This window comes from Kribbella swartbergensis (assembly GCF_054784135.1).
Genome location: NZ_BAAGPM010000022.1, coordinates 838474 through 862938 on the forward strand (window position 1 = coordinate 838474; position 24465 = coordinate 862938).

Annotated in this window: 31 protein-coding genes; 9 read left to right on the forward strand and 22 right to left on the reverse strand. The window is 68.9% G+C overall.

Annotated elements, in window-relative coordinates; all coding sequences use genetic code 11:
• Positions 1–33 precede the first annotated feature (33 nt).
• Positions 34–294 (forward strand): hypothetical protein, encoded by a 261-nt coding sequence (locus ACYVOK_RS22500; RefSeq protein WP_460664462.1) that lies wholly within the window; start codon positions 34–36, stop codon positions 292–294.
• Between the two features lie 71 nt (positions 295–365).
• On the forward strand, positions 366–1517 hold the full coding sequence (locus tag ACYVOK_RS22505) for an AAA family ATPase (RefSeq protein WP_460664463.1): 1152 nt from the start codon (positions 366–368) through the stop codon (positions 1515–1517).
• Between the two features lie 392 nt (positions 1518–1909).
• Here ACYVOK_RS22505 and ACYVOK_RS22510 read toward each other — a convergent pair whose 3' ends face one another.
• On the reverse strand, positions 1910–2545 hold the full coding sequence (locus ACYVOK_RS22510; protein ID WP_460664464.1) for a winged helix-turn-helix transcriptional regulator: 636 nt from the start codon (positions 2543–2545) through the stop codon (positions 1910–1912).
• A 567-nt stretch (positions 2546–3112) separates the two neighbouring features.
• Between ACYVOK_RS22510 and ACYVOK_RS22515 the strand changes: the two genes are divergently transcribed.
• Positions 3113–3469 carry a hypothetical protein gene (locus ACYVOK_RS22515; RefSeq protein ID WP_460664465.1) on the forward strand — a complete coding sequence of 119 codons (357 nt, stop codon included), beginning with the start codon at positions 3113–3115 and terminating at the stop codon, positions 3467–3469.
• Positions 3470–3674: 205 nt separating this feature from the next.
• Here ACYVOK_RS22515 and ACYVOK_RS22520 read toward each other — a convergent pair whose 3' ends face one another.
• The 8 genes from ACYVOK_RS22520 to ACYVOK_RS22555 form a co-directional block, all read right to left on the reverse strand.
• Positions 3675–4529, reverse strand: coding sequence for a hypothetical protein (locus ACYVOK_RS22520; RefSeq protein ID WP_460664466.1), 855 nt, complete (start codon positions 4527–4529; stop codon positions 3675–3677).
• Positions 4530–5258: a CDP-alcohol phosphatidyltransferase family protein gene (locus ACYVOK_RS22525; RefSeq protein WP_460664467.1), complete on the reverse strand. Its 729-nt coding sequence runs from the start codon at positions 5256–5258 to the stop codon at positions 4530–4532.
• A 162-nt stretch (positions 5259–5420) separates the two neighbouring features.
• Positions 5421–5861, reverse strand: a complete 441-nt coding sequence (locus ACYVOK_RS22530) for a nitroreductase family deazaflavin-dependent oxidoreductase (RefSeq protein WP_460664468.1) — start codon at positions 5859–5861, stop codon at positions 5421–5423.
• Between the two features lie 31 nt (positions 5862–5892).
• Complete coding sequence (locus ACYVOK_RS22535) at positions 5893–6276, reverse strand: ArsR/SmtB family transcription factor (protein ID WP_460664469.1); 384 nt, start codon at positions 6274–6276, stop codon at positions 5893–5895.
• Positions 6273–6710 carry an SRPBCC domain-containing protein gene (locus ACYVOK_RS22540; RefSeq protein ID WP_460664470.1) on the reverse strand — a complete coding sequence of 146 codons (438 nt, stop codon included), beginning with the start codon at positions 6708–6710 and terminating at the stop codon, positions 6273–6275. Before ACYVOK_RS22540 ends, ACYVOK_RS22535 begins: the two co-directional genes overlap by 4 nt.
• A gap of 56 nt (positions 6711–6766) precedes the next feature.
• Positions 6767–7261, reverse strand: a complete 495-nt coding sequence (locus tag ACYVOK_RS22545) for a hypothetical protein (protein WP_460664471.1) — start codon at positions 7259–7261, stop codon at positions 6767–6769.
• A gap of 71 nt (positions 7262–7332) precedes the next feature.
• Complete coding sequence (locus ACYVOK_RS22550) at positions 7333–8427, reverse strand: PP2C family protein-serine/threonine phosphatase (protein ID WP_460664472.1); 1095 nt, start codon at positions 8425–8427, stop codon at positions 7333–7335.
• A 63-nt stretch (positions 8428–8490) separates the two neighbouring features.
• Positions 8491–9318, reverse strand: coding sequence for an Fpg/Nei family DNA glycosylase (locus ACYVOK_RS22555; protein WP_460664473.1), 828 nt, complete (start codon positions 9316–9318; stop codon positions 8491–8493).
• A 10-nt stretch (positions 9319–9328) separates the two neighbouring features.
• On the opposite strand from ACYVOK_RS22555, the gene ACYVOK_RS22560 reads away from it, so the two are divergent.
• Complete coding sequence (locus tag ACYVOK_RS22560; RefSeq protein ID WP_460664474.1) at positions 9329–9529, forward strand: hypothetical protein; 201 nt, start codon at positions 9329–9331, stop codon at positions 9527–9529.
• Here the strand turns inward: ACYVOK_RS22560 and ACYVOK_RS22565 are convergent.
• The 3 genes from ACYVOK_RS22565 to ACYVOK_RS22575 all read right to left on the reverse strand — a co-directional run bounded on the left by ACYVOK_RS22565 (position 9493) and on the right by ACYVOK_RS22575 (position 11473).
• Positions 9493–9960, reverse strand: a complete 468-nt coding sequence (locus ACYVOK_RS22565) for a ribose-5-phosphate isomerase (protein ID WP_460664475.1) — start codon at positions 9958–9960, stop codon at positions 9493–9495. The genes ACYVOK_RS22560 and ACYVOK_RS22565 overlap by 37 nt on opposite strands.
• A 19-nt stretch (positions 9961–9979) precedes the next feature.
• Positions 9980–10783 (reverse strand): serine hydrolase, encoded by an 804-nt coding sequence (locus tag ACYVOK_RS22570; protein ID WP_460664476.1) that lies wholly within the window; start codon positions 10781–10783, stop codon positions 9980–9982.
• Between the two features lie 75 nt (positions 10784–10858).
• Complete coding sequence (locus tag ACYVOK_RS22575) at positions 10859–11473, reverse strand: mycothiol-dependent nitroreductase Rv2466c family protein (RefSeq protein ID WP_460664477.1); 615 nt, start codon at positions 11471–11473, stop codon at positions 10859–10861.
• Positions 11474–11584: 111 nt separating this feature from the next.
• On the opposite strand from ACYVOK_RS22575, the gene pepN reads away from it, so the two are divergent.
• The 3 genes from pepN to ACYVOK_RS22590 all read left to right on the forward strand — a co-directional run bounded on the left by pepN (position 11585) and on the right by ACYVOK_RS22590 (position 15758).
• On the forward strand, positions 11585–14155 hold the full coding sequence (gene pepN / locus ACYVOK_RS22580) for an aminopeptidase N (RefSeq protein ID WP_460664478.1): 2571 nt from the start codon (positions 11585–11587) through the stop codon (positions 14153–14155).
• A gap of 79 nt (positions 14156–14234) precedes the next feature.
• Positions 14235–14765, forward strand: coding sequence for a hypothetical protein (locus ACYVOK_RS22585; RefSeq protein WP_460664479.1), 531 nt, complete (start codon positions 14235–14237; stop codon positions 14763–14765).
• A gap of 411 nt (positions 14766–15176) precedes the next feature.
• A complete protein-coding gene (locus tag ACYVOK_RS22590) occupies positions 15177–15758 on the forward strand; it encodes a hypothetical protein (protein WP_460664480.1) in 582 nt (193 codons plus the stop codon).
• Here ACYVOK_RS22590 and ACYVOK_RS22595 read toward each other — a convergent pair.
• From ACYVOK_RS22595 to ACYVOK_RS22620, 6 genes are all read right to left on the reverse strand, one after another.
• Complete coding sequence (locus tag ACYVOK_RS22595) at positions 15755–16321, reverse strand: GNAT family N-acetyltransferase (protein ID WP_460664481.1); 567 nt, start codon at positions 16319–16321, stop codon at positions 15755–15757. The genes ACYVOK_RS22590 and ACYVOK_RS22595 overlap by 4 nt on opposite strands.
• Positions 16318–16716, reverse strand: coding sequence for a DUF5130 family protein (locus ACYVOK_RS22600; protein ID WP_460664482.1), 399 nt, complete (start codon positions 16714–16716; stop codon positions 16318–16320). The genes ACYVOK_RS22595 and ACYVOK_RS22600 overlap by 4 nt, the downstream gene beginning before the upstream one ends.
• Entirely contained in the window at positions 16703–16984 is a 282-nt protein-coding gene (ctaJ, locus tag ACYVOK_RS22605; RefSeq protein WP_460664483.1) for an aa3-type cytochrome oxidase subunit CtaJ, read from the reverse strand. The genes ACYVOK_RS22600 and ctaJ overlap by 14 nt, the downstream gene beginning before the upstream one ends.
• A gap of 48 nt (positions 16985–17032) precedes the next feature.
• Entirely contained in the window at positions 17033–17632 is a 600-nt protein-coding gene (locus tag ACYVOK_RS22610; RefSeq protein ID WP_460664484.1) for a lytic polysaccharide monooxygenase auxiliary activity family 9 protein, read from the reverse strand.
• Between the two features lie 119 nt (positions 17633–17751).
• Positions 17752–19869 carry a 4-alpha-glucanotransferase gene (gene malQ, locus ACYVOK_RS22615; protein WP_460664485.1) on the reverse strand — a complete coding sequence of 706 codons (2118 nt, stop codon included), beginning with the start codon at positions 19867–19869 and terminating at the stop codon, positions 17752–17754.
• 54 nt (positions 19870–19923) lie between these two features.
• Positions 19924–20925 carry a hypothetical protein gene (locus ACYVOK_RS22620; RefSeq protein WP_460664486.1) on the reverse strand — a complete coding sequence of 334 codons (1002 nt, stop codon included), beginning with the start codon at positions 20923–20925 and terminating at the stop codon, positions 19924–19926.
• Positions 20926–20994: 69 nt separating this feature from the next.
• Between ACYVOK_RS22620 and ACYVOK_RS22625 the strand changes: the two genes are divergently transcribed.
• The gene (locus ACYVOK_RS22625) at positions 20995–21795 is read left to right on the forward strand and encodes a mechanosensitive ion channel family protein (protein ID WP_460664487.1); all 801 of its coding nucleotides are present in this window, start codon (positions 20995–20997) and stop codon (positions 21793–21795) included.
• An 83-nt stretch (positions 21796–21878) separates the two neighbouring features.
• Here ACYVOK_RS22625 and ACYVOK_RS22630 read toward each other — a convergent pair whose 3' ends face one another.
• The 4 genes from ACYVOK_RS22630 to ACYVOK_RS22645 are packed head-to-tail and all read right to left on the reverse strand — an operon-like array spanning position 21879 to position 23613.
• Positions 21879–22307, reverse strand: coding sequence for an OsmC family peroxiredoxin (locus tag ACYVOK_RS22630; protein ID WP_460664488.1), 429 nt, complete (start codon positions 22305–22307; stop codon positions 21879–21881).
• A gap of 29 nt (positions 22308–22336) precedes the next feature.
• Positions 22337–22756 carry a globin gene (locus ACYVOK_RS22635; protein WP_460664489.1) on the reverse strand — a complete coding sequence of 140 codons (420 nt, stop codon included), beginning with the start codon at positions 22754–22756 and terminating at the stop codon, positions 22337–22339.
• A gap of 15 nt (positions 22757–22771) precedes the next feature.
• Positions 22772–23191 (reverse strand): acyl-CoA thioesterase, encoded by a 420-nt coding sequence (locus ACYVOK_RS22640; RefSeq protein ID WP_460664490.1) that lies wholly within the window; start codon positions 23189–23191, stop codon positions 22772–22774.
• The gene (locus ACYVOK_RS22645; RefSeq protein WP_460664491.1) at positions 23188–23613 is read right to left on the reverse strand and encodes an acyl-CoA thioesterase; all 426 of its coding nucleotides are present in this window, start codon (positions 23611–23613) and stop codon (positions 23188–23190) included. Before ACYVOK_RS22645 ends, ACYVOK_RS22640 begins: the two co-directional genes overlap by 4 nt.
• A gap of 87 nt (positions 23614–23700) precedes the next feature.
• On the opposite strand from ACYVOK_RS22645, the gene fabG reads away from it, so the two are divergent.
• The gene (fabG, locus tag ACYVOK_RS22650; RefSeq protein WP_460664492.1) at positions 23701–24459 is read left to right on the forward strand and encodes a 3-oxoacyl-ACP reductase FabG; all 759 of its coding nucleotides are present in this window, start codon (positions 23701–23703) and stop codon (positions 24457–24459) included.
• The last annotated feature ends 6 nt before the right edge of the window (positions 24460–24465 follow it).

The window sequence follows — 24465 nt, forward strand, 5'->3', positions numbered from 1 at the left end:
ACCCACGCGCCCCTACGCCCGCTCCTACGTCGCGTGCTCGCCGGCGCTCCCACCCACCCGAGTGTGAGTTGCGTACTATCGCCCGCGCTTGGCGGGGCTTATCGCCCCGCACTCGACCGCCTGGTGGTGGCCGCCGAGCTCGCGGTGGAGTACTTCGACGCGATCGAGGCCCCGGCCAAAGAGCTGCATTGGTTCGAGAAGTCAGCTCACATGATGCCGTTCGAAGAACCCGGGAAGTTCAACGCCTTGCTGATCGACACCGTGCTGAGCCGCCCAAACTCCTTCAATAGGTGATCCGCTGCGGCACGTTCAGGCTTGGCGCCTTTCGGGGCCTGACTGTCGGACGCGTTCGGTAGCGTCGCTGCATGCTGACGACGTTGGCGGTGGAGAACTATCGGTCGCTGCGGCGGTTAGTGATGCCGTTGCGGGGGCTGAATGTGGTGACCGGAGCGAACGGGACGGGGAAGTCGAGTCTGTATCGGGCGCTCCGGCTGCTGGCGGACGCGTCGCGGAATGGTGCGGTGGCGGCACTCGCGCGGGAGGGTGGCCTGCAGTCGACGTTGTGGGCGGGGCCGGAGCAGGTGCGGAAGGACCGGCCGGTGCAGGGGACAGTGCGGACAAAGTCGGTCGGTCTGCGGATGGGGTTCGCCGGGGACGACTACGGCTACCTCATGGACCTGGGGATGCCGCAGCCGACGCGGTCGGTGTTCGACCTCGACCCGGAGATCAAGCGGGAAGCGCTGTGGTCGGGACCGTTCCTCCGGCCGGCGGCGCTGCTGGTCGAGCGGGTCAACCGCGAAGTACGCATCCGCTCCAACCACGGCGACTGGCAACGCGGCGGCCACCAGCTGCAGACGTTCGACAGCATGCTGAGCGAGTACGCCGACCCGGAACGAGCACCGGAGCTTCTGACCGTCCGCGACCGGCTCCGGTCCTGGCGCTTCTACGACCACTTCCGCACTGACGCCGACGCACCCGCGCGCCGCGTCCAGATCGGCACGCGTACGCCGGTCCTGGGGTCGGACGGCGGGGACGTCGCGGCGGCCTTGCAAACGATCCGCGAGATCGGCGTCCCGGACGCACTCGACGAGGCGATCGAGCTGGCGTTCCCCGGCAGTCAGCTGAAGATCGTCAACACCGGCGGACGCTTCGAGATCGCCTTCCATCAGCACGGCCTGCTCAGACCGTTGTCCGGCGCCGAGCTCTCCGACGGCACCCTCAGATACCTCCTCTGGGTCGCCGCCCTGCTCACTCCACGCCCGCCGGAGCTCCTCGTCCTCAACGAACCGGAGACCAGCCTCCACCCGGATCTCCTGCCCGCGTTGGCGAATCTCGTCGTCACCGCGGCAAAGGACGCGCAAGTCATCGTCGTCACCCACTCCCGCCCGTTCGTCGCCGCCCTCGACGCCCTCACCGACGACCTCCACACCATCGAACTAGTCAAAGACCACGGCGCCACCACCATCGCCAACCAAGGCCCCCTCGACGAACCCCCATGGAAGTGGCCGCCTCGCTGAAGCGCGACATGTCACGGCTCTGGTCCGCAGCCCCGAAGAGCCGTCCCGCTGCAGCCGGACCCATCGCAGCTTGGTCCTCAGCCGCGACCCAGATCGCGCACCGTCCGGAAGCGGTGACCCCCCAGGAGCCGTCCGCTGAAGCCGGACCTACGTAGGTCTGGCCTCAGCCGCGACCGTCACCGAACACGTCTACGCGGACGAGCGCCGGCTGGTCGGTAGCTAGATGACGCCGGACGACATGCTGCAGGCCGTCCAGCGCGTGGTTAGTTAGACGACGCGGTACTACGACGACGCGCAGGACGCTGCCGCCATAGCCGCGGATCGCGGACCGGCCGGGCGCGGTCACCCTCGGGAGACGTCCGGCTGAAGCGGGACATTCGCGGGTCTGGTGCTCAGGTGCTGACGAGTAGGTGGTTGAGGGTCTGACGGTTGCCTATGAGGGTGGCGGTGCCTTTGGTGAGGGCGGCGTCGGCTGAGGCTGGGTCGGCGAGCAGGCTGCTGAGCGTCTTGGGGTCCGTGCGGAGGGAGATGTCGGCTCTGGCCGGTTCACCGCTTTGCACCTGAACCTCTCCGGAGTCGACGGAGACCGTCCAGATCGAGCCGTCGAGATCGAGACGACAGACGATCGGCGGTGCCGACGGATCGGGGCGAATGTGACCTCGCAGGAAGATCAGCACCGAGGTGGCGCTGAGCGAGGTGGGCTCCGGGGGGTGGGGTGCGTCGATCCCCCAGTCGCTCAGAGCCAGGACGATCGGCTCCAGCTTGCGGCCCCACTCCGTCAGTTCGTAGACCTGCCGGCCTGCCGTTGACGCCAGTTTGCGGCGACGGATGACCCCGTGATGTTCGAGTTCTCGGAGTCGGTCGGCCAGCAGGTTCGAGCTGGCGTTTGGCAGGGCGTGCCGGAGCTCGGAGAAGCGTTGAGGCACCAGGAGCAGCTCCCGGACGACCAGCAGTGCCCAGCGCTCGCCGACGACGTCGAGAGCCCTGGCCAGCCCGCACGAGTCTCGATAGCTGCGGCTGGTCGGCATACCTGCTCCTCTGTCCACCCTGATCTGGAACTAGGACTCATAATAGTTGCTTTTCACAACTCTCGATCGAGCTCGCCGGCGGCGAGCGGCGAGGTGGTCCCGCCGCCGCTGCCGCCGTCCTCGTGATGGTTCGCGGCGACGAGGACGACCTGGACGACGGGACGATCGTCACGCCCCCGCCGGACCGAGACGCCGTACTGGAAGAAGGGAGCGGCTCACGCCGCGGCACAGCGCCCGCGAGCATCGCCGTACGGCGATCGACGCGTGAGCATGTCGTCCTTCGGCGTGAAGCAGGCCCTCGGGGCGCACAGCAGCCGCGGACGCCGCGGGCGGCCTGCCGATGCTGGATGGGGCAGGCAGGTCCGACAGTGGGCAAGGTGCTCAACGAGGTCCAGATGAAGACAGCCACTCTGGATCCACCTTCACAACTCATTCTAGTTGTTTTTAACAACTCCTAGCGGTTACTGTTAGCGGGCGACCTCGCGGAACCAGCGAGGTCCGGGTGGTGGATATGGCGATCTGCGGCGAGCGCCGAGGTCGTGGAACCAACCGGCAGAGGAGCCTGCAATGAGTACTTCGCTTTCGACCCAGAGCTCAACCCCAGCTCAGAAGCCCCAGCACGCGACGATCGTGGATCCCGATGCGCATCAGGTCTTGTTCGAGAACGAACATGTTCGGGTGATCCAGGCGCGCGCCTCTCACGGGTGGAAAAGCGCGATGCACTCGCACGCGCCGATGCTGGTGGTCAACCTCGGCTCCGGGCGGCAGAAGGTGACCTGGGCGGACGGGACGACGCAGATCGTGGATCTGAACCCCGGCGCGGTCGTCTGGCAAGAAGATTCGTTCGATCACGCCTGGGAGTTGCTGGCCGGCGAGGTCAACGTCGTCCTCGTCGAGGTCAAGTCGGCTCACGTCGCACAGTAGGCGCCCGCCCCGCGACATCGCGCACGCGTCGCAGAACCGCACACCGCAGACAGCAACACGCGCGACGAAGGAGCGGCTTCGCCAAGTAGGAAGCAGGCGGTCCGGTGGTTCGTGGGCGAGGTGGCAAGTGAGGGGTTGACCCGCGCGATGGTGGGTGACCACCCAGGTTGCGGTGGGCCACATCCATCGGGTGGCTGGTCGTCCGTTAGGACGGGGTTTCGGCTGGGTCCTTGATGGATTCGAAGCGGACGAGGGTGAGGGAGCCCAGGGCGGAGAGGAGGAAGCCGCCGATGGCGCCGGGCCACCAGCCGGAGCGGACGGCGTCGTGGAGGACGAAGACGCCGACGGCCGCCGGGGTGATGGTCTGCAGCGCGATCATCGGGGTCGTCGCGAGCGTTACCGAGCCGCGCTGGAGTGCGAGCGAGTAGAGGATGAACGCCAGCGCTCCACTGATCGGCAACGTGTACGTCGTCGGGCTGCGCAACAGCTCCCCGATGGACCCGTCCTGCAGCAATCGCGCTGAGATCGCCACCCCGGCGTACCCGAGTCCGGCGAGGAGGCCGAGCAGAGCGGTGGCGACGCCGTGTTGCGAACGGCTGGCGAAGGCTCCGAGTACGGCGATGACCACGAGGCCGACGACGATGCTGATGGTGAGGCCCTGGTGGCGGGCGCTGTCACCCGCGTGGCCGGCCGACACCGCGAGCAGACCGAGGCCGACGCAGACGGCGATGACCGCGGACCACTCGAGCGCGCTCAACTGGTCCGACATCAGCCGGGTCGCGAGCACGGCGGTGACGACCAGGCTGGCCGCGATCCCGGCTTGGGCGAGGTAGAGCGGAAGCACCCGCAGGGCAACGAAATGCAACCCGAAGCCGACCAGGTTCAGCACCAGCGCGAGCAGGAACGCGGGCTGCTTGAGCAGCGCGACCACGAACCCGCCGAGCCGCCGCGGATCCAGTTCGGACTCGGTCGGGACCTTGCGCGAACCGACCGCCTGCAGGATCGCGGCGATACCGAACACCACGGCGGCACCGAGTGCCGCGCCCAGGCCGAGGACCACTCAGGCGACCTTGCGCCGGGGGACCCAGAAGGTCAGGTAGAGGCTGAGGACCCCGTAGTACAGCAGGTAGGCGAGCGACACGGCGACCACGATCGGGTTCGGGTCGGGCATCTGGGCGAGCAGTACGGCGTACGACGCCAGCCAGACCGCGGTGGTGAGCAGGTTCAGCGACCGGAACGCCTTGGTCCGGGACGGGTAGACGTACTTCACCGGGACGAACACGAGGATCGAGCAGACCACCAGGATGGCGCCGGTGGCGACCGGGCCGAGGCCGAGGATCACCACGTAGAACGCGACCACGTTCCAGTAACTGGGGAAGCCGAGGAAGAAGTGGTCGTCGGTCTTCGCGTCGACCCGGCAGAACTGGTAGCTGGAGGCAAGCAACGGCAGCGCCGCCAGCACCGCACCCCAGGCACCGGAGGGCAGGTAGTCGCCGGTCCAGAGCAGCACGATCGGGGCGAACGCGTAGGTGAGGTAGTCGACGATGTTGTCGAGCATCGCGCCGTCGAACCACGGGATGGTCTCCTTGACCCGCAGCCGGCGGGCGAGCATCCCGTCGGTCCCGTCGATCACCAGGGCGGCCAGGCCGAGCCACAGCGCGCGGACGGCGTCGCCGTCGACGGCAGCGATGACGATGAGCAGCGCGAGCACCGTTCCGCTCGCGGTATAGGCATGCAGTGCCAGTCCGGCCAGACGCAACCGCGTCGACCCGACGAACGGTTCCTGCACCGCGTCGTGTGTGGTCAGGACGACTCCCAGAACTCTGTCGACGCAGCGCGCCGGACTTCCCGGGGCCAGCGTCTCACAGGCCGAGTCCGCTGCCGGTGAGCACCTGCCCTTCGAGGCCGGATCTGTGCGCGGACTTGACCCAATCGTCCGCGCACTCGGCCGTTACGCCGCCGACTCGAGCACGAAGATCGGGAGCTTCCGGGTGGTCTTGGTCTGGTACTCGGCGTACGGCGGGTACGCCGCGACCGCGCGCTGCCACCACTCGTCGTACTCCTCGCCCTCGATCTCGCGGGCGACGTACTCCTTGGTGACCGTGCCGTCCTGCAGCGTGAGCTTGGGGTCGGCCTTCAGGTTGTAGTACCAGACCGGGTTCTTCGGTGCACCGCCGAGCGAGGCCACCGCGGCGTAGACGCCGTTGTGCTCGACCCGCATCAGCGGAACCTTGCGGATCTTCCCCGACTTGGCGCCGCGCATGGTGAGCAGCACGACCGGCATGCCCATGATGTCGACGACGTCGGTGGTACCGGCCGCCTCGACCTTCTCCACCTGGGTGCGAACCCAGTCGGTCGGGCTCGGGGCGTACTCGTCGTTGTTCGAAGTCATGCCACCGATCCTAGATGGTGACACATCAACATCAAGAATCCTCGCGTGTCTCCGCCAGGGCGGCCTCCACCTCGGCCGTCTCGGCGATCTCGGCGATGACCGCCAGCCGGCGGTCCCACCGGGCCGCGACGTCCGCCATCCAGGCCGCGGTGGCGGTGAGCGCCGCCGGCCGCAGCTCGAACCGCACCTCGCGTCCCTCGCGCCGGCTCTCCACCAGCCCGGCCTCCCGCAGTACGGCGAGATGCTGCACGACCGCCTGCCGAGTCACCGGCAACTCCCCCGCCAGCGACGTCGCCGTCCGTCCACCACCGGCCGCCAGCAACTCCACCACGACCCGCCGGGTCGGGTCGCCCAGCGCCTCGAGCACCCCGTCCACGCGGACGACGGGATACTCGGCGCCGGCCACGTCACTCACAGCGTCGGCACCAGCTCCGTCAGGGCGGCCAGACCACCGTCCCAGCCCTGCGCCGACTCCTCGGCCCGCTTCGTCTGCTCCTCCGCCGAGAACTCCAGCCGGTCGAACCCGCTCTCGACCACCCGCAGGCGGGTCCCCTCACCCTCCGGCGTCAGAGTGAACTCGACGAGATTCGAGTTGCCCGGCATCGGCTCCACGTCCGGATCGACGGCGTACCGGTACGCGAACCGGCGCCCCGGCTCCACCTTCTCCACGAATCCGAGGTACTTCCCGTGCTCGTCCCACCGCATTACCAGCTGCCCGCCGGGCCGCAGGTCGATGTCCACTCCGCCGAACGCATACCAGCGGGCGAAGTTCTCCGGCTGGGTCACGGCCGCCCACACCACTTCCGGCCGTGCCTCGACGTACACCTCACGCTCCACTGTGCTCTCCATGCCTCAACCCTGCCATCCGATCGGCCGATGTGCAAGTCATGACTTGCACATCGCGATCAGATCGCGCAGGATCGGAGCTGGGCAGCGGTGGCGATGGTGGCTTCGATCCAGCGGCGGCGGAGGAAATGGGCCTTGAGCAACCGGTGGACGCCGTCGAGGACGACCAGGCGGCCGCGGTAGGCGACCAGGTTGATCGGGTGGTCGAGGTCGGCGTCCATCACGCGCTGGTAGTGGGCCCGGAAGTTCATCGGGGTGGCGGCGACCTGGTTCGGGGTGACCTTGAAGCGTTGGCCGTCGAGCTGCCACAGCGGCAGGTCGAACATCCAGGTCAGGTCCGCGACCTCCACCGGCTCCACCTTCAGGTCGAGCTCCCACAGCTTGTCCAGCTGCCAGCGGTACGGCGGGAACACGTCGCGGACCGAGTCCGGCATCAACGCGAGCAGTTCCTCGAACGAGACGTCCGGCGCCGCCCGGTCCGCCTCCGTATCGAAGGGCACAGCCGCGTCGAAGGGGGCAGCCGCGTCGAAGGAGACGCCCTTGTCGATCGTCACGACCGAGCAGGCTACGCCATCGGCAGACCGTCCGGCGCCGGCCATCCACAGACCACCGCGAACCGGAGACGTCAGCCGTGCGCGGTGCGATGGATGATCACGATCGCGGAATCGTCCGCCGGACCGCCGGCCGCTTCGACCAGCTCGGCCGCGCCGCCCTGGAACCCCTGCGCCACCAGGCGTTCCGCATGTCCCGCCAGCCGGTCGGTGCCGCGGCCGATGTCCCGCCGCGGCGTCTCGACCATCCCGTCGCTGTACAGGAACAACGCGTCGCCGGGCTTGAGCTGCCCGTGGTTCACCTCGAACTCCGGCGACTCCACCAGCCCGAGCAACGGCCCGTGTGAGTCGCGGGTCTGCCACCGCCCCGACCAGGCGTCGAACTGGATGGCCGGCGGATGACCGGCCGTGCGTACGTCGAAGTCGCCGGTCTTCAGGTGGACGGCGACGTGCACGACGGTGGCGAAGTCGTCGTCCCAGTCCTGCCGCCGCATGTACCGGTTCGCCGACGGCAGGAACTCCTCCACCGGTACGACGCCGAGCAGTCCACCGAACGCACCCGACAACAGCAGCGCCCGGGTGCCCGCGTCGATTCCCTTGCCGGAGACATCGACCAGCGCGACCTCGAGGACGTCGTCGCGGGTGGTCGACACGACGAAGTCACCGGAGAACGTCGACCCGCCGGCGGACCGGATCGCGGCCTCGGCGCGCCACCCGGACGGCAGGTCGGGCAGTTCGCCTTGCGCGGTGAGCGTGTCGCGCAACTCCATCAGCATCGACTCGCCGCGCGTCCCCGGGACACCGAGCTGACTGCGAACCTTGGCCGAGGTGATCACGATCCACCCGACGACGCCGAGCACCAGGATGAACCCGGTCTTCGGCAGTTCGGACGGGCCCGACATGACGACGTAGGAACCGCAGGCGAGGGTGATCAAGGTCAGCGCGACGAGTTGCCGGAAGCGCAGCAGCATGCCGCCGATCAGCAACGGGACGACCAGCAGCGACGCGGGTACACGGGACGGCCAGCTGAGGCTGCAGGCACTGCCGACGAGCGCGCTCAGCAGCAGCGCGGCGAAGGCCAGCCGGTGTGATCGGCGGGCGCGTCGCACCAGCGCCTCGGCCCTGCGGCCGATCCGTCGTACCTCAGCGAGACCGCCGCTCCTGTTCATGGTGTGAAGAAGATAACGGGACTGACCGGTCCGCGCATCCAGTCGTAACACAACTGATGACTCTCAGCTCTTGCGAGTGAGGCCTGTGCGCTGGCACCTGGGGCACCAGAACAAGTTGCGCCCGGCCAGTATCTGGGTCCGGATCACCGAGTGGCAGACGTGGCAGCGCTGACCGTGCCGTCGGTACACGTAGACCTCACCGCCGTGGTCGTCCTGACGTGGGTCACGGCCCATCGCCTCCGGAGTGTGGTCGTCGGCAACGGTGTCGATCCGGCCGGTCTCGACGCCGTACTTCATCAGCTCGAGCAGGTCGTCCCACATGCCCTGCCACTCGCGCTTCTTCACCAGGTGCCCGCGAGTCATCGGATGCAGCTTCGCCCGGAACAGCACCTCGGCGCGGTAGACGTTCCCGACGCCGCTCAGTACCGCCTGGTCCATCAGCAGTTGACCGATCGGCAGCTTGCTGCGATGGATGCGTTTCCAGGCCAGTTCGGGATCGGCGTCGTCGCGCAGCGGGTCCGGACCGAGCCGCGCGATCAGCGTCTCGCGTTCGGGATCGGTCAGCACCTCGCACACGGTCGCTCCGCGCAGGTCGGCGTACGACGTCTCGTTCTGCAGGCGGAGGCGGACCTGGCCGACCGGTTCGGGTGCAGGTGCCGGCCCGAAGTCGACCTTGCCGATCAGGCCGAGATGGATGTGCAGCCAGCCGGCGCCCTCGAAGTCGGCGAGGAAGTGCTTGCCGTGGGCCTCGGTCTGGCGCAGCACGTGCCCGTTCAGCAGCGCCGCGCCGTCGGCGAACCGGCCCTGCGGGCTGGAGGCCTGGACCGGGCGGCCGCCGAACGCGTCCCAGACGTCGCTCGCCAGGCGGTGCAGGGTGTGACCTTCAGGCATGATTCCTCTTATGGGGACAACGGGTGGTGCGAAGGGTGGCGGCCGGACCGGTCCGCCCAGTCCGGCGGTCGTCGGGACCGGCCGCTCGATGCGCGCCCGTGACGTCTCCCGGCCGCGCCGGACGGTCGACCGCCGACCGGTTCTGCCACCGGTGGAGGACGACGAGACGAAGGATCAGGGCAGCGGCGGCAGTTCGCCGGTCGACTCGTAGGCGGTCAGCATGTCGATCCGGCGGGTGTGCCGGTCCTCGCCCGAGTAGTCGGTGCCCAGGAACGTGTCGACGAATCCGGTCGCCTCGTCCTGGGAGTGCATCCGGGCGCCGACGCTGATCACGTTCGCGTTGTTGTGCTCGCGTCCGAGCCGCGCGGTGTCGGTGCTCCAGGCCAGGATCGCCCGGACCCCCTTCACCTTGTTGGCGGCGATCTGCTCACCGTTGCCGGAGCCACCGATCACGATGCCGAGGCTGCCCTCGTCCTTGGCCACCGCCTCACCGGCCCGCAGGCAGTACGGCGGGTAGTCGTCGACCGCGTCGTACACGGCTGGCCCGTGGTCGACGACGTCGTGTCCGGCAGCCTTCAGGTGCTGGACCAGGTGGTTCTTCAGTTCGAAGCCGGCATGGTCGGAGCCGATGTGCACTCGCATGGCCGAAGTCTCGCATCCCCTATCGACGGTCCGGCACGCCGGGCACGGTCAGCGCTTCGGTCAAGCGGGTGACCTCCGCGTACGCCTTCTCGTACGGCGTTCCCCGCGGATGCAGCGTGTAGACCGCGACGATCGTCCTGTCGTCCAGCCCGACGGTCCCCGTGGTGTGCAGGGCATCACTGTGCAGGTCCACGGCGTGGTCGCGGGGTTTGACCCGGTCGGAGCCGTATCCACTCGAGCCCTGGAACCCGGACCACCCCTGCTTGATGCTGAAGTCGCGCTCGAAGGCCGACGGGATCCCGAAGAACTGGTCGAACCCATCGGTGCCGTAGCGGGTCGGCCGGTGCAGGAGGTCCATCACGAACGCCCGCACCGGCTCAGGTGCCTGGTCCAGAAGGTAGCGATAGATCCGCACGGTGTCCGCGGCCGTGATCGCGACGTACCCCCAGAAGCCTGGATGCGTGGCGGGCGGCCCGGACGTGTGGGTCAGTCCCAGCCGCTTCACCATCCGGTCGACGAGCGCGGCACCACCGAGTTCGTCCCAGTAGTGGCTCGCCGCGTCGTCGTCGCTGCTGCGCAACATCACCTCGAGCCGGTCCCGGTCCGCCGCCGGTACGTCGTACGCCGGGGCACGGTTCCAGAGGTAGTCGAGCGCGATCAGCAGCTTCACCACGGACGCGGAGCGGAACCGGTGATCCGGGTTGTACTGCTGGACGAACCGCCCGGCATCTCGGTCGAAGACGGCGATCCCGGCCGTCACGCCGTCAGGGACGGCAACGAGGTCGGGCAGTTCGTCACGCAACGTCATCTGGAACCCACTCACCACTGGGGAGACTCTTCGGTGAGCAACTTTCACCAGCTCGCCCGGATCGAAACAAGCCCTGAAGTTCAGACGAAATCAGTCGAAGATCGGCCCGCGATCGCGGGTCCGCTTGATCTCGAAGAATCCGTCCGTGCCGGCCACCAGGCGAACGCCGTCCCAGAGCTTGCCGGCCGCCTCACCCTTGGGCGCCAGGGTCACCACCGGCCCGAAGAAGGCGGTGCCCTCGACCGAGATGACCGGCGTACCGACCTCCATGCCGACCTGGTCCATCCCGGCGTGGTGCGACTTCTTCAGCGCGTCGTCGTACCGGTCGGTGTCGGCGGCCTCGATCAGTGAGGCGGGCAGACCGACCTCCGACAGCGCCTCCTTCACCACCTCGCCCTTGCCGTCACCGATGCCGCGGCCGTCGACGTGGATCCGCTGACCCAGGGCGGTGTAGAGCGGCAGCAGAACCTCGTTGCCGTGCGCCTGCTCGGCGGCGATCAGCACCCGGACCGGACCCCAGGCGTTCTTCAGAAAGCTCTTGTAGTCCTCGTCCAGGTAGTCGCGCCCGTCGTTCAGGACGGCGAGGCTCATCACGTGCCACGTCGTCGTCACATCGCGTACCTTCTCGACCTCGAGCATCCAGCGAGAAGTCATCCAGGCCCAGGGGCAGGCCGGGTCGAACCAGAAATCGGCAGAGGCAGTCATATTCACCATCATACAAAGTTGAAGGATCGTTGATACCGGCTTGGTATCCAATACCCAATGTCGCGGGGAAACCCTCGGCCAAGCCGACAGCCAGGTGCATAGGATGCCGACATGCCTGGAACCAACCTGACGCGCGACGAGGCGCGTACCCGTGCCGGGGTGGTCAGCGACGCCGAGTACGCGATCGAGCTCGACCTGACCAACGCCCCGAGCGGCGCTCCGACCTTCCGGTCGGTGACCACCATCACGTTCGCCGCCGAGGCCGGCGCGAGCACGTTCGCCGACCTGATCGCGGAGAAGGTGCGTGAGGTGACGCTCAACGGCCGCTCGCTCGATCCGGACACGGTGTTCGACGGCGCGCGCGTCCAGCTGGACGGGTTGGCCGAACGCAACGAGCTGACCGTGGTCGCCGACTGCACGTACTCGCGCACCGGTGAAGGGCTGCACCGCTCGGTCGACCCGGCCGACAAGGAGACCTACCTCTACACCCAGTTCGAGGTGCCGGACGCCCGGCGGGTGTTCACCACCTTCGAGCAGCCGGATCTCAAGGCCCCTTTCACCTTCACCGTGTCCGCCCCGGCCCGCTGGGTGGTCATCTCCAACGCGCCGACGCCCGAGCCCACGCCGTACCAGGGTGAGAACGGTGAGGAGCTGGCCCGCTGGGAGTTCCCGCCGACCGAGCGGATCTCGACGTACATCACCGCGGTGGTGGCCGGGCCGTACCACGTCGTCACCGACGTCTACGAAGGTCCGCACGGCAGCTACCCGTTGTCGCTGCTGTGCCGCCCGTCGCTGAAGGACGCGCTCGACATCGACGACCTGTTCGAGGTCACCAAGCAGGGCTTCGAGCTGTTCGAGAAGGCGTTCGGCACGCCGTACCCGTTCCACAAGTACGACCAGGCGTTCGTGCCGGAGTACAACATGGGCGCGATGGAGAACGCGGGCTGCGTGACCCTGCGGGACGAGTACCTGTTCCGCAGCCGGACGACGCACGCCGAGCTGGAGGCGCGCGCGAACACCGTCCTGCACGAGCTCGCGCACATGTGGTTCGGCGACCTGGTCACGATGACCTGGTGGGACGACCTGTGGCTGAACGAGTCGTTCGCCGAGTGGGCCAGCCACTGGGCGCAGGCGGTCGCGACCACCAAGTACGCCGGTGCCTGGACGACCTTCTGCAACGCGCGGAAGAACTGGGCCTACCGGCAGGACCAGCTGCCCTCGACGCACCCGATCGCCGCCGACATGGTCGACTTCCACGCGGTCGAGGTGAACTTCGACGGCATCACCTATGCCAAGGGCGCCTCGACGCTGCGGCAGCTGGTCGCGTTCGTCGGTGAGGACACCTTCATCGCCGCGCTCAAGGAGTACTTCGCCGACCACGCGTTCGGCAACACCGAGCTGACCGACCTGCTCAAGCCGCTGGAGAAGGCGTCCGGGCGCGACCTGGACGACTGGACCGAGCGCTGGCTGCGCACCGCCGGGGTCAACACGCTGCGGGCCGACTTCGCGGTCGACGCCGAGGGCGCGTTCACCTCGTTCGCGATCGAGCAGACCGCGGCGGAGAACTTCCCGGTGCTGCGGCCGCACCGGCTGGCGGTCGGTCTGTACCGCCGTACCGGTGAAGGCCTGGTCCGGACCGAACGGTTCGAGGTGGACATCGACGGCCCGCGCACCGAGCTGGCCGAGCTGGTCGGCGCCACCCAGCCGGATCTCGTGCTGCTGAACGACGACGACCTGACCTACGCCAAGATCCGGCTGGACGAGCGCTCCCGGGCCACGCTGGTGGAGTCGATCGACCAGCTGAAGGAATCGTTGCCTCGGGCCCTTGCCTGGGGTGCGGCCTGGGACATGACCCGGGACGCCGAGATGCCGGCCAGCCAGTACGTCGGCATCGTGCTGCGCGGCATCAAGGCCGAGACCGATCTGACCGGCGTCCGGTCGCTGCTCACCCAGGCGACCAACGCCATCAACCTGTACGCCGCCCCGGAGAACCGGCCGGCGTTGCGGGCGCGGTTCGAGGAGGCCCTGGCCGACCTGCTGGCCGGCGCCGAGCCGGGCAGCGACCACCAGCTCGCGTTCGCCCGGGCCTACAGCTCAGCGGTGTTCTCCGACGCCGGCGCCGACCGGCTGGCCGGCTGGCTCGACGACCGTGACCTGCCGCCGGGCCTGGTGGTCGACACCGACCTGCGCTGGACCCTGATCGTGGCACTCGCCCGGCTCGGCCGGGTCGGCGCCGACGAGATCGAGGACGAGCTGACCCGGGACACCACCATCACCGGTCAGGAGCGGGCCGCGCAGGCGCGCGCGGCCCGGCCGACCGCCGAGGCCAAGGAAGAGGCCTGGCGGATCGCGGTCGAGTCCGAAGACACCCCGAACGAGACGCAGTTCCGGACCATCCTCGGCTTCCAGCAGCCCGGCCAGGAGGACCTGCTGCGGCCGTACGTCGAGAAGTACCTGACCGCGGCCAAGGAGGTGTACACCCGCCTCGGCTCCTCGATGGGCGAGAACGTGCTGGTCTACCTGTCGCCGCGCCACCTGCCGGAGCAGTCCACGCTCGACGCGCTCTCGGCCTGGCTGGAGAGCGAGTCGTCCTCGGTGGACGCACCCACGCTGCGCTATGTCAGTGAGGCCCAGGCCGACCTGACTCGCGCACTTGCGGCTCAGGCCCGCGACGCGAGCTGACGCGGATCGATCGACACCGCCGGTCGCTGATCGAGACCGGCGGTGTCGGGTTGAACCAGGCAGGAGTAAAACTGGGTCGGTGCCCGCTACTGACCCCGCCCTGGCTGGTGCGGCAGCTGTTGCGCTGACCGGACTCGCAGAGGCCTACCGACCCCGCCCTGTCACTCCGTTGATGCCCTGGCGCTACCCGAATCGCCTGGTGAAGCCGTACGTCGTCACCGCGAGGGGACGCCAATGGGACGACCAGATGGTCGAGGTCGCCCGCGCCACCGCCACCCGGCAGCTCGAGTTCGACGACGCGATGGGGTCGGTCGGACTGGGCGTCGTCGTCCTGCACCTCGGAGACGACGGGGTCTACCTGGTGGTGCAGAGCTGGGCGAAGGACTTCCAGTCCCGGCTGAGCGTCTTCAGCGGGATGGAGGTCGACGACCTGCGGCCCGCCCCGATCGGTGCCGCGCCGTGCGTCTGGGAGCTCGAGGTGCTCAGTCATGAACGGGCGTCGTACGTGCACCACATCCTCGGCTCCGGCGTCGATATCGACGCCTGGCTCGACGACGCGCTCGACACGCGGCCCCAGCCGAAGCGCGACGGCATCCCGTCCGGCACCTGAGTCATCCCGCCGAGCCTTCGTCCGCGGATCCGGACAGTGGTGGCGCGAATGCCGATTGTGAGGATCAAACGATTGTTCTTCAGCGGACAGTGAGGCGTCCATCGCGGCGCGCGATTCCCTTGTCCAGAAGGGGATTCTCATCACGTGAGTAGTACTCACTTCCGTGGCGGTTAGGTCTAAGCTGCACGCAATATCCGCCACAAGGGAATCTGGGGAGGGACCCTTGCCGTGACACCCGTGGATCACCGGAGGCCGCCCGCCCGCGCCGCCCGGAGACAACACAAGAGCCCTTCCCGGCAGCAGACCACTCCTCAGCAGGGGCCGGCTCGGCCCCAGCCCAGGGCGGCACGTGCTCAGCACGGACACGCCCGCAAGCCTCAGCGCTCACACAGTGCCGTCGGCGCCGCGATCGTGGCGGCCGCCGCGATGATCGCCGTGTTCGCGGTCATCCTGACCCGGGGCCCCTCGACCCCGGCCGAGGACGGACTCACGCTGGGCACCGGAGCGGCCGGAGGCGCGGCGGCACCGGCTCCGAGCGCGCCCACCCTGAGCGCCGACCCCTCCCCGTCGGTCAACACGGCCAAGGCGGACCGCAAGCCCCCGGTCTCCTCCGCGGCACCGAAGGCCGCGACGGCAACCAGCACCACACCGAACACCGGCCCGACCTCGCCGGTCTTCAAGCGCGGGCAGTGGATCGTCGTGATGGAGAAGTACCCGACCGACGTCGGGATGGACGCCGAACAACTGGCCAAGGCCACCGCGGCGGCGATGATCAACGCCGGCGTCCCGGCCAAGGCGATGCTGGTCGACGGGCAGTACCCCGGGATCGCGAACAGTTCCATGGAGCCCGTCATCGACACCTGGATGGTCTACCTCGGTCCGGGCAGTTCGGCCGCTCAGATGCTCGACCTGTGCTCCGCGCCGAAGACGCAGCGCGCCCACTCCAACTCGGCCTGCCCCACGTTCGAGCCGGCCGGCGCACCTAGCAGCTAGACCGGGTCGGTCGCCAGCCGGGCGTGAAGGTGGGAGTCGTGACGCTGACCGGTCGGCTCCACGTAGTAGTCGCGCATGATGCCTTCCAGCTGGAAGCCGGCCCGGGTCGCGACACGGCATGAGCCCTCGTTGACGAGGGAATGGTCGAGCCACAGCCTGTGCAGGCCGAGCCCGTCCTTGGCGAAGGCCCATCGGGCTGCCGCGTCGAGTGCGCGGGCAGCCAGCCGGCGCCCACGTGCGGCCGGGTTGACCCAGTACGCGACGACCGCCTGGTCAGGCACGCGATCGACGTCGCGGACCGACACGCTGCCGAGCACATAGTCACTGTCGGCGTCCGCCACGGCGAACGCCGCGGCGCCGCGCGCCCAGCAGTCGATCCGCGGCTCGAGCCACCGCTTCGCGCGCTGGTCCGCGGGTGTGCGGATCACCGCCGTACCCGCGGTCCAGCGCAGGATCTCCGGGTCATGCAGTGCTTCGGCCACCGCGGGCTCGTCGGTCCACTCGAACGGACGCAGGACGACGTCGTCGAGCTCGATGCGGTGCGGCCGAAGTGGCCGGATCACTGCTGGTGCGGCTGGTTCGCGTGCAGCAGCGGCGGCTGGTGCGCGTGCTCACCCAGCTGCTGTACGCCGGTGACCAGTCCGCCGGTCAGGTCGCCGGCCGCGAACGACGTCTGCATGGTCAGCGCGGCCAGACCGGCCGAGGTGTCCGAGAGCTGCCGCTTCGCGAGGGCGCCGGTGACGATCTCCAGCCGGCGTCCGGCCGGGTCGACGTACACCAGGACACTGCGGTCCGGGTCGTCCAGCTCGTTCAGCAACTCCACCGCGAACGGCCGGGTCTCCGAGTCGGCGCCACCGACGTACACGGAGAAGTGCAGGCCGGAGACCTCCTCGGCGTGCCGGACGGCCTTCTCGATGTCGTAGAGCTGGTCGGGGGTGAATGCGTCACCAGCTGGCACTTGCGCCTCCGGTCGAACGGGCGACGCCTGAGCCGGCGTTCGCGGTGGTCCCCGGCGCGCCAGGCAGCTCGGGCAGGTTGGCTGGGTCGGGCTTCGTCGCGGTCGGCCCGTTGATCCAGACCGGCGGAGCCCACCAGGACAGGCCTGGGCGGTAGCGCGGTCCGTTCGCGATCGACGGCGCGAAGACCAGCAGCGCCACCACCGCGATGACCAGTGCGGGGATGCCGACGAACACCAGCAGGGTGTGGCCGGAAACTTCAGTGATCACATCCCGAAGCCTAGTCCCCCGGCTCCCCGCACCGATCACCCGGCTGAATCAGAAGCGCACGTCCGAACACTGGTAGAAGGCGTTCCCCGTGTCGTGGATGGTCCAGACGGCGAGGATCATGTGCCGCCCGGTCCGGCCGGTCGGGACCGTGCCGGGGTGGCTGACGTTGTTCGACGGCCGGGCGCCGTTCATCCTGACGGTCAGGAACGGGTTCAGGTCGAGCGCCGACCGGGTCAGCGGGGCGTTCTGGTTCCAGCCCTGCTTGGTGATGTAGTACTTGAAGTCCGTGGTGGCGTGCGGGGCGGTCAGGTACCAGCGGAAGTTGTAGCTCTGGCCGGGCGTCAACTGCTCCGCCGGCCAGGCGCCGTTGCGCTGGTCGTCCAACTGGGCGAACTGGGCCAACCCGGCAGAGCAGAGCTTGCCGTCGGCCGGTCCGGCCGCAGGGAAGCCCTTCGGGCCTTCGACACTCTGCGGCTCCCACTGGATCTGGCCGCAGTTCTGGACAGTGCCGTTCTGGCAGTGCTTGGCGCGACTGGTCGGCCCGGTGGTGTACCCGTGGCCGTACGCGAGCGGAACGGACGTGGTGACCATCAGCGCCACAGCACCGACGGCGATTCCGGCCAGGCTGAACTTGCGTGCTCGGAGCATGCGGACAACTCCTTCAACTGTTGGGGCGGTAGGACAGTGAAGGAAGGCGCCTTCTTGCAGATAGAAAACAACCGTTCAAATCTATTGTCAACGGTTCGTGAGCGGCTGTTTACGGAAAGCTAGATGTTCAGCGCACCGACCAGTCTCCGCAGCCGCTGGTTGTTCGGCAGGTCCTCGATCAGCACCGGCGCCCCGTCCGGCCCGCCGAGCGGCACCCGCCAGTTCGGGTACTCGTCCGTGGTCCCCGGCTGGTTCTGCGTACGGCGTTCACCGACAGCGTCGGTGAGCGCCACACCGACCAGCTTCGCCGGGGTGTGAGCGACGTACCGGTGAAGCGCCTCGACGATGCGTTCGACGTCACCGTCGGTGTTGCTCAGCAGGTGACGCTCGCGAAGTGTGTCGAGCCACGAGTCACGCTCGGCCTCGTCGATCTCGAGCTCCTCGGCGACCGGTCTGGTCAGCAGGCCGAGCCGATGGCGCAGGTCCACGTGGTCGCCGGCCAGATAGCCGGCCGTCGGAGGCAGGTCGTGCGTGGTCACCGTGGCCAGGCACAGCTCACGCCAGCGCTCCGGCGCCAGCGGGTTGCCGTGCTTGTCCCGCTCGAACCACAGCACCGACGTACCGAGGATGCCGCGCTCGGTCAGGTAGTCACGCACCCACGGCTCGACCGTGCCGAGGTCCTCCCCCACCACCGTCACACCGGCGCGGGTCGCCTCCAGGACGAGGATGCCGACCAGCGCTTCGTGGTCGTACCGGACGTACGTCCCCTCGGTCGGACGCTCCGGCGACGTGACCCACCAGAGCCGGAACATGCCGAGGATGTGGTCGATCCGCAGGCCCCCGCCGTGCCGCATGACCGCCCGGACCAGATCCCGCCAGGCGGCGTACCCGGTCTCGGCCAGCGCGTTCGGCCGCCACGGCGGCTGCGACCAGTCCTGCCCTTGCTGGTTGAAGGCGTCCGGCGGCGCACCGACGTGGATACCGGACGCCAGCACGTCCTGCAGCGCCCACGCGTCGGCACCGTCCGGGTGCACACCGACAGCCAGGTCGTGTACGACGCCCAGCGACATGCCGGCCGCCTTGGCGCGGGCCTGGGTCCGGGCCAGCTGTTCGTCCAGCTGCCACTGGAGCCAGCAGTGGAACTCCACCGCGTCCGGGTTCTCGTTGCGGAAGGCAACCACGGCCGGCGAGCTCGGGTCCTGGAGCTCCTCGGGCCACTTGCTCCACTCCGGCCCGTGGACGTCGGCGATCGCGGCCCAGGTGGCGAAGTCGATCAGGCCTTGGCCCTCCCGGTCGCAGTAGGCGCCGTACTCCGCTATCCGGCCGATCGACGGCCGGACACCGACCAGCAGTTGCAGCGCCTCCCGCTTGGCCGCCCACACGGTGTCACGGTCCAGTGCGGTCGGGTCCTCGCTCAGTGCCCGGGTCTGCAGGCTGAGCGCCCGTACCCGATCCCGCTCGGCCGGTGCGAGGTCGCCGTACTCGTCGATGTCCTCGATGCGCAGGTAGATCGGGTTGCCGAACCGCCGCGAGGCCGGCAGGTACGGCGAGGGCTCCATCCGTCCCGCGGTCTCCGCAGCGTGCAACGGGTTCACCAGCACGAAGCCGGCGCCCAGGTCGGTCGCGGACCAGGCGGCCAGGTCCGCGAGGTCGTGCAGGTCGCCGATCCCCCAGGAGCGGCGTGAGCGGACGGAGTACAGCTGCAGCACCCAGCCCCAGGTGCGCCGCAGCTTCTCGGGCTCCAGCTTGCTGGGGGTGACGATGAGCGTGCTGACCGCGATCTCCGGATTGCCGCCGATCCGGGCGCACAACCGGTGGTAGCCGATCGGCAGGTCCCCCGGCAGCTGGAACGTCGCCTCTCCCGTCAGCACGCCGTCGACCCACTCGGGCTCGACCCAGCGGTCCTGCTGCGGGATGTCCCGCCGCTGACCGCCGTCCTCGAGGTCCACCCAGACCTCGACGGTCGACCCGTGCGGCAGGTGCACGGCGAACCAGGGCGTCCAGCCGACCCGCATCACCACGGTGGCGGGGAGCGTCCGGCGCCAACGGTCCAGCCGGTGCTCCTCCAGCGCGAGGGCTGCCTTCTCCGGTGTGGACGCGTCCACACCGAGTGCCGCGAGTACGGCGGACACCACCTCGCTGGAGACGATCACATGCTCGCCTTGCCAGTTCCAGTACTCCGTCGCCACACCATGGGCAACCGCTAGCTCGACAAGGGCCGGAGTAGGAGCAGTCACCTCAGCGAGTCTGCCGCATCAACCGCCTCAACGCGCAAACGCCGCGCGTTGTCGTTACCGGTTCGCCCGCCTGCGACTGAGAAGGAGTACGGCGACCAGCAGGACGGCGCTCGCGATCACCAGGCCGATGGCTACACCGGCCATGTTGTCGGTGAGCTGGTAGAGGGCGGTCGGCCAGATGACGAGCAGGATCGCGCACCCGACGACGGCGTACGCCGACGCCTGCCGGCGACCGTACGCGACCAGCAGCGCGGCCGGACCGGCGGTCCCGACGGCGAGCGCCATGATCTCGCCGCGTTCCTGGATCAGCCAGCAGATCGACGAACTGAACATGGCGGCCCCGGCCAGCGACCACGCGGTCACCTGATCCCGGACCAGGCCGAGCATCGCCATCACGAACGCGACCAGGATGAATCCGGTCCCGGCGATCCCGGCACTGTTCGATGACGGGCCGGTGTCCGGAGTCAGGACATCTGCCGTGATGACCAGCACACCGACGGCCAGGATCCCGAACGTTGCCACTAGCAACGAAGAGCCGGCCAGCCACCACAGTCCGGCCCCGGCCAGAGCGAGGGCGACGGCGACGCCGACGATCCGGCCGGTCTCCCCTTCGATGGCGACGTACGTGGCGAAGCCGGCCACGCAGCACCCCAGCGACGCCAGCGCGGAACTGAGCTGCTCGCGCCGGCGCAGGATGCCGAGGACGGCGGCGGCGCCGAGCAGGATCACCGCCGCACTCGTACCGGTGCTCACGCGTGCGGCCCGGCCCATCTCACCCCAGTTCGCGACGGTGAGCAGTGCGACCGCGCCGAGGAGTAACGCCCCGCCGATGTACCCGAGCACCTCGATCAACGCGTTCGAATGGGTCGCCGCCGGTGGCGTCCGGGGCTTCGCCGGGGACGGCTCGGACGGTGGTTGCGGCCGCCCCCGGGCGGGGTCGGCGAGCGCCGCCGCGATCTCCGCGTCCGCGGCGGCCCGGAGGGCGTCGGCCTGGTACTGGCGCAGCACGCCCGCGCTCACGAGCCTGGTCAGCTCGTCGTCCAGCCGGCTGGGCATGCGATCGCTTCTCCCTTGTCGTGATCACTAAGATCGGGCGGCGAGATGCCTATTCTGACCAGCTACCTTGTGTCCTCAGTCAGTCACCCCCTGTTTTCGCTGCCGGGATCGTTTCCGACCTTCTTCCGGTACGGCAACGACGGCAAGCTGGAGGTGACCGACCAGATCGTCCTGGTCCCGGCCCGGATCGCCGGGCTGATCATCGGCTTCTTCGTCCTCCGCTGGGTGCTGCACAAGGTGATCCGCCGGTTCGCCCGCCGCACCGGGAACGGCGCCGTCGCCGGTGTGCTGTCCAAGTCCAGGATCGGTCAGGAGTTCGTCGAGAACACGCTCGCCAGCGAGCGCCGGGCCCAGCGGGCGGAGACGATCGCCTCGCTGTTGTGCAGCGCCGTGACGATCGTGCTCAGCGCCGTACTGGTGGTGATGGTGCTGGCCGAACTCGGCTTCAACATCATGCCGGTGATCGCGTCCGCGAGCATCATCGGCGTCGCTCTCGGTTTCGGCGCCCAGACGCTGGTGAAGGACTTCCTGGCCGGCGTCTTCATGATCTTCGAGGACCAGTACGGCGTCGGCGACCTGGTCGACCTGGAGAAGGCGACCGGTGTCGTCGTCGCGGTCGGCCTGCGCATCACCACCCTGCGCGGCGAGGACGGCACCACCTGGTACGTCCGCAACGGCGAGGTCCTGCGGGTCGGCAACCTGACCACCCGCGACCCGGACAGCGGCGGATCGACCGGCGTCGGCAGCGCCGCCGAGCGGGCCGAGGAGACCAAGCCGGAGGACGAAACTGCGGCGGCCGGAACCCCGGACGGAAGCCGAGCTTCGGAGACAGCCACTCAGCCGCAGAGCTCTCGACCACCTGCACGCTGAGGCGCCCGCTGACGGCGGTCGCCTGCCGGGACCACGACAACGCCGCCGGACCCGTGACGGGATCCGGCGGCGTGGAGGCGACGTCAGGCGGTGAAGCTGACCTCGAGGGAAATCGGGGCGGCGAGCGCCTGCGACACCGGGCAGTTCTTCTTGGCGTCCTCGGCGAACTGCGCGAACTCGTCCGCGGTCAGGCCGGGGACCTTGCCGTTCACCGAGAGCTTGCTGCCGGTGATGCCCTCGCCCGGGACGAAGGTCACGTCGGCGGTGGTGTCGAGTGACTCCGGCGCGTGGCCGGCCTTGGCCAGGATGTTCGAGAGCGCCATGTTGAAGCAGCTCGAGTGCGCGGCACCCAGCAGCTCCTCCGGGCTCGTCCTGCCGCTGGCCTCCGGCTCGGTCCGGGCGGCCCAGGTCACGTCGAACGTGCCCAGACCGGACGACTGGAGGTCGACCTGACCGGCCCCCTCCAGCAGCGAACCTTCCCAGTGGGCCTTGGCGGTACGGGTTGCGGCCATGCTCGTGTTGTCTCCTTCGAAAGAGAGATTCAGCGGCCGGACACGTCGATCGCGCCCGGGTACTGCGGTTCGTCGGTGTTCACCATGCTGTGCGCCGCCATCACCATGTAGGTCCAGATCTCCTCGTCCCGATCCGGTGGCAGCGCGATCTCGTCCAGCGCGGCACGCATGTGGCCGAGCCAGCGGTCCCGGGCGCTCGGGGTGACGGCGAACGGGCCGTGCCGCATCCGCAGCCGGGGGTGCCCGCGCTGCTCGGAGTACGTCCGTGGGCCGCCCCAGTACTGCTCCAGGAACATCCGGAAGCGCTCCTCGGCCGGGCCGAGGTCCTCCTCCGGGTACATCGGGCGCAGCTCCGGGTCGGCGGCGACGCCACGGTAGAAGGCCGCCACCAGCCGGTGGAACGTCTCGGCCCCGCCGACGGCGTCGTAGAAGCTCTGTTGCTCAGTCATATCGGTTCCAGTCTCTCAAGCCGTGACAACATGCTTGAGGAGGGCTTCCCGTTCGGCGTTTGCGAGTGGCCGTTTGGCGTGGGTCTCGCCGTCCACGGTGACGATCACCGACACCGCCTTGGCGTACAGGTCCTCGCTGTCCCCGCTCCGGTCGACGATCCGGGAGCCGAGCGTGTACGACGTCGTACCGACGGATTCCACCCAGACGTCGACGTCGTACGGCGGATGCCTGAGCAGGATCGGTCGCAGGTAGTCCACGGTCTGGCTGACGAGTACACACGGGTGATCGGCGAAGAAGTCGCCTGTCGTACCGACGATCTCGGACAGGAACGCGATCCGGGCTTCCTGGAGATAGTCGAAGTACCGCACGTTGTTGACGTGGTCGTAGGAGTCGATGTCGGACCAGCGGACCAGAACCGGATGCGTGAAGGTCACGAGCCCACCAGCTTCGACAGGGCCTCGCGCTCGACCGGGGTGATCCGGCGTAGGCGGTTGGCGGCGAAGTCGAACGGGACCAGCCGGGTGCGTGCCTCGACGTACGTCTTCCGCTCCGGCTCGGCGTCCAGGATCTCGTAGTCGACGGTGAACGAGGCGGCCTTGATCTCGCTGATCCACAGCTCGATCCGGACCGGTTCGGGGCGGAAGCGCAGCGGTGCGCGGTACTGCACCTCGTGCCGGGCCACCAGCAAGCCGGTCTCCAGGTCGTCCGCGCCGAGCTCCTTGGCGGTCCGGAACAGGAAGTCGACCCGGGCGTCCTGCAGGTAGTCGACGTACCGGCCGTTGTTCACGTGGCCGAGCGCGTCCTGGTCGCCCCACCGCAACGGGCAGTGGTAGACGTGGCGGTTGTGATGATCCACACGGCGATCATCGCATCCTGGGTACTCCCGGCGTGACGGAGCGTGGGTAATGTCATCCCCGGCACCAGCACGACCGAAGGAGCAGCGATGACCGAGCAGCAGCGGGTGGCGATCGTGACCGGGGCGGCCCGGGGAATCGGTGCTGCTGTGGCGCAGCGGCTCGCGGAGGACGGGAACGCGGTCGCGGTGCTCGACCTGGACGAGGGCGCCTGCGCCGGCACGGTGAAGGCGATCACCGACGCGGGCGGCAAGGCGATCGCGGTCGGCTGTGACGTGAGCAAGAGCGACCAGGTGACGGCCGCGGTCGAGCGGGTGGTCGCCGAACTCGGCAAGCCGACGATCCTGGTGAACAACGCCGGCGTACTGCGCGACAACCTGCTGTTCAAGATGTCCGAGGACGACTGGGACACGGTGATGGCGGTGCACCTGAAGGGCAGCTTCCTGATGTCCCGCGCCTGCCAGGCCCACATGGTGGAGGCCGGGTTCGGCCGCATCGTGTTCCTGTCCTCGACCTCGGCACTGGGCAACCGCGGCCAGGCGAACTACGCCTCCGCGAAGGCCGGCCTGCAGGGGCTGGCGAAGACGCTCGCGATCGAGCTGGGCAAGTTCGGCATCACCGCGAACGCGATCGCGCCGGGCTTCATCGAGACCGACATGACCGCGGCCACCGCGGCCCGGGTCGGGATGGACTTCGAGGAATTCAAGAAGCTGAACGTGGAGAAGATCCCGGTCGGCCGGACCGGCAAGCCGGAGGACATCGCCGCGGCCGCGTCGTACTTCTGCAGCGAGGAGGCCGGATTCGTCTCCGGTCAGGTCCTGTACGTCGCCGGCGGACCCCGCAACTGAGGGCCG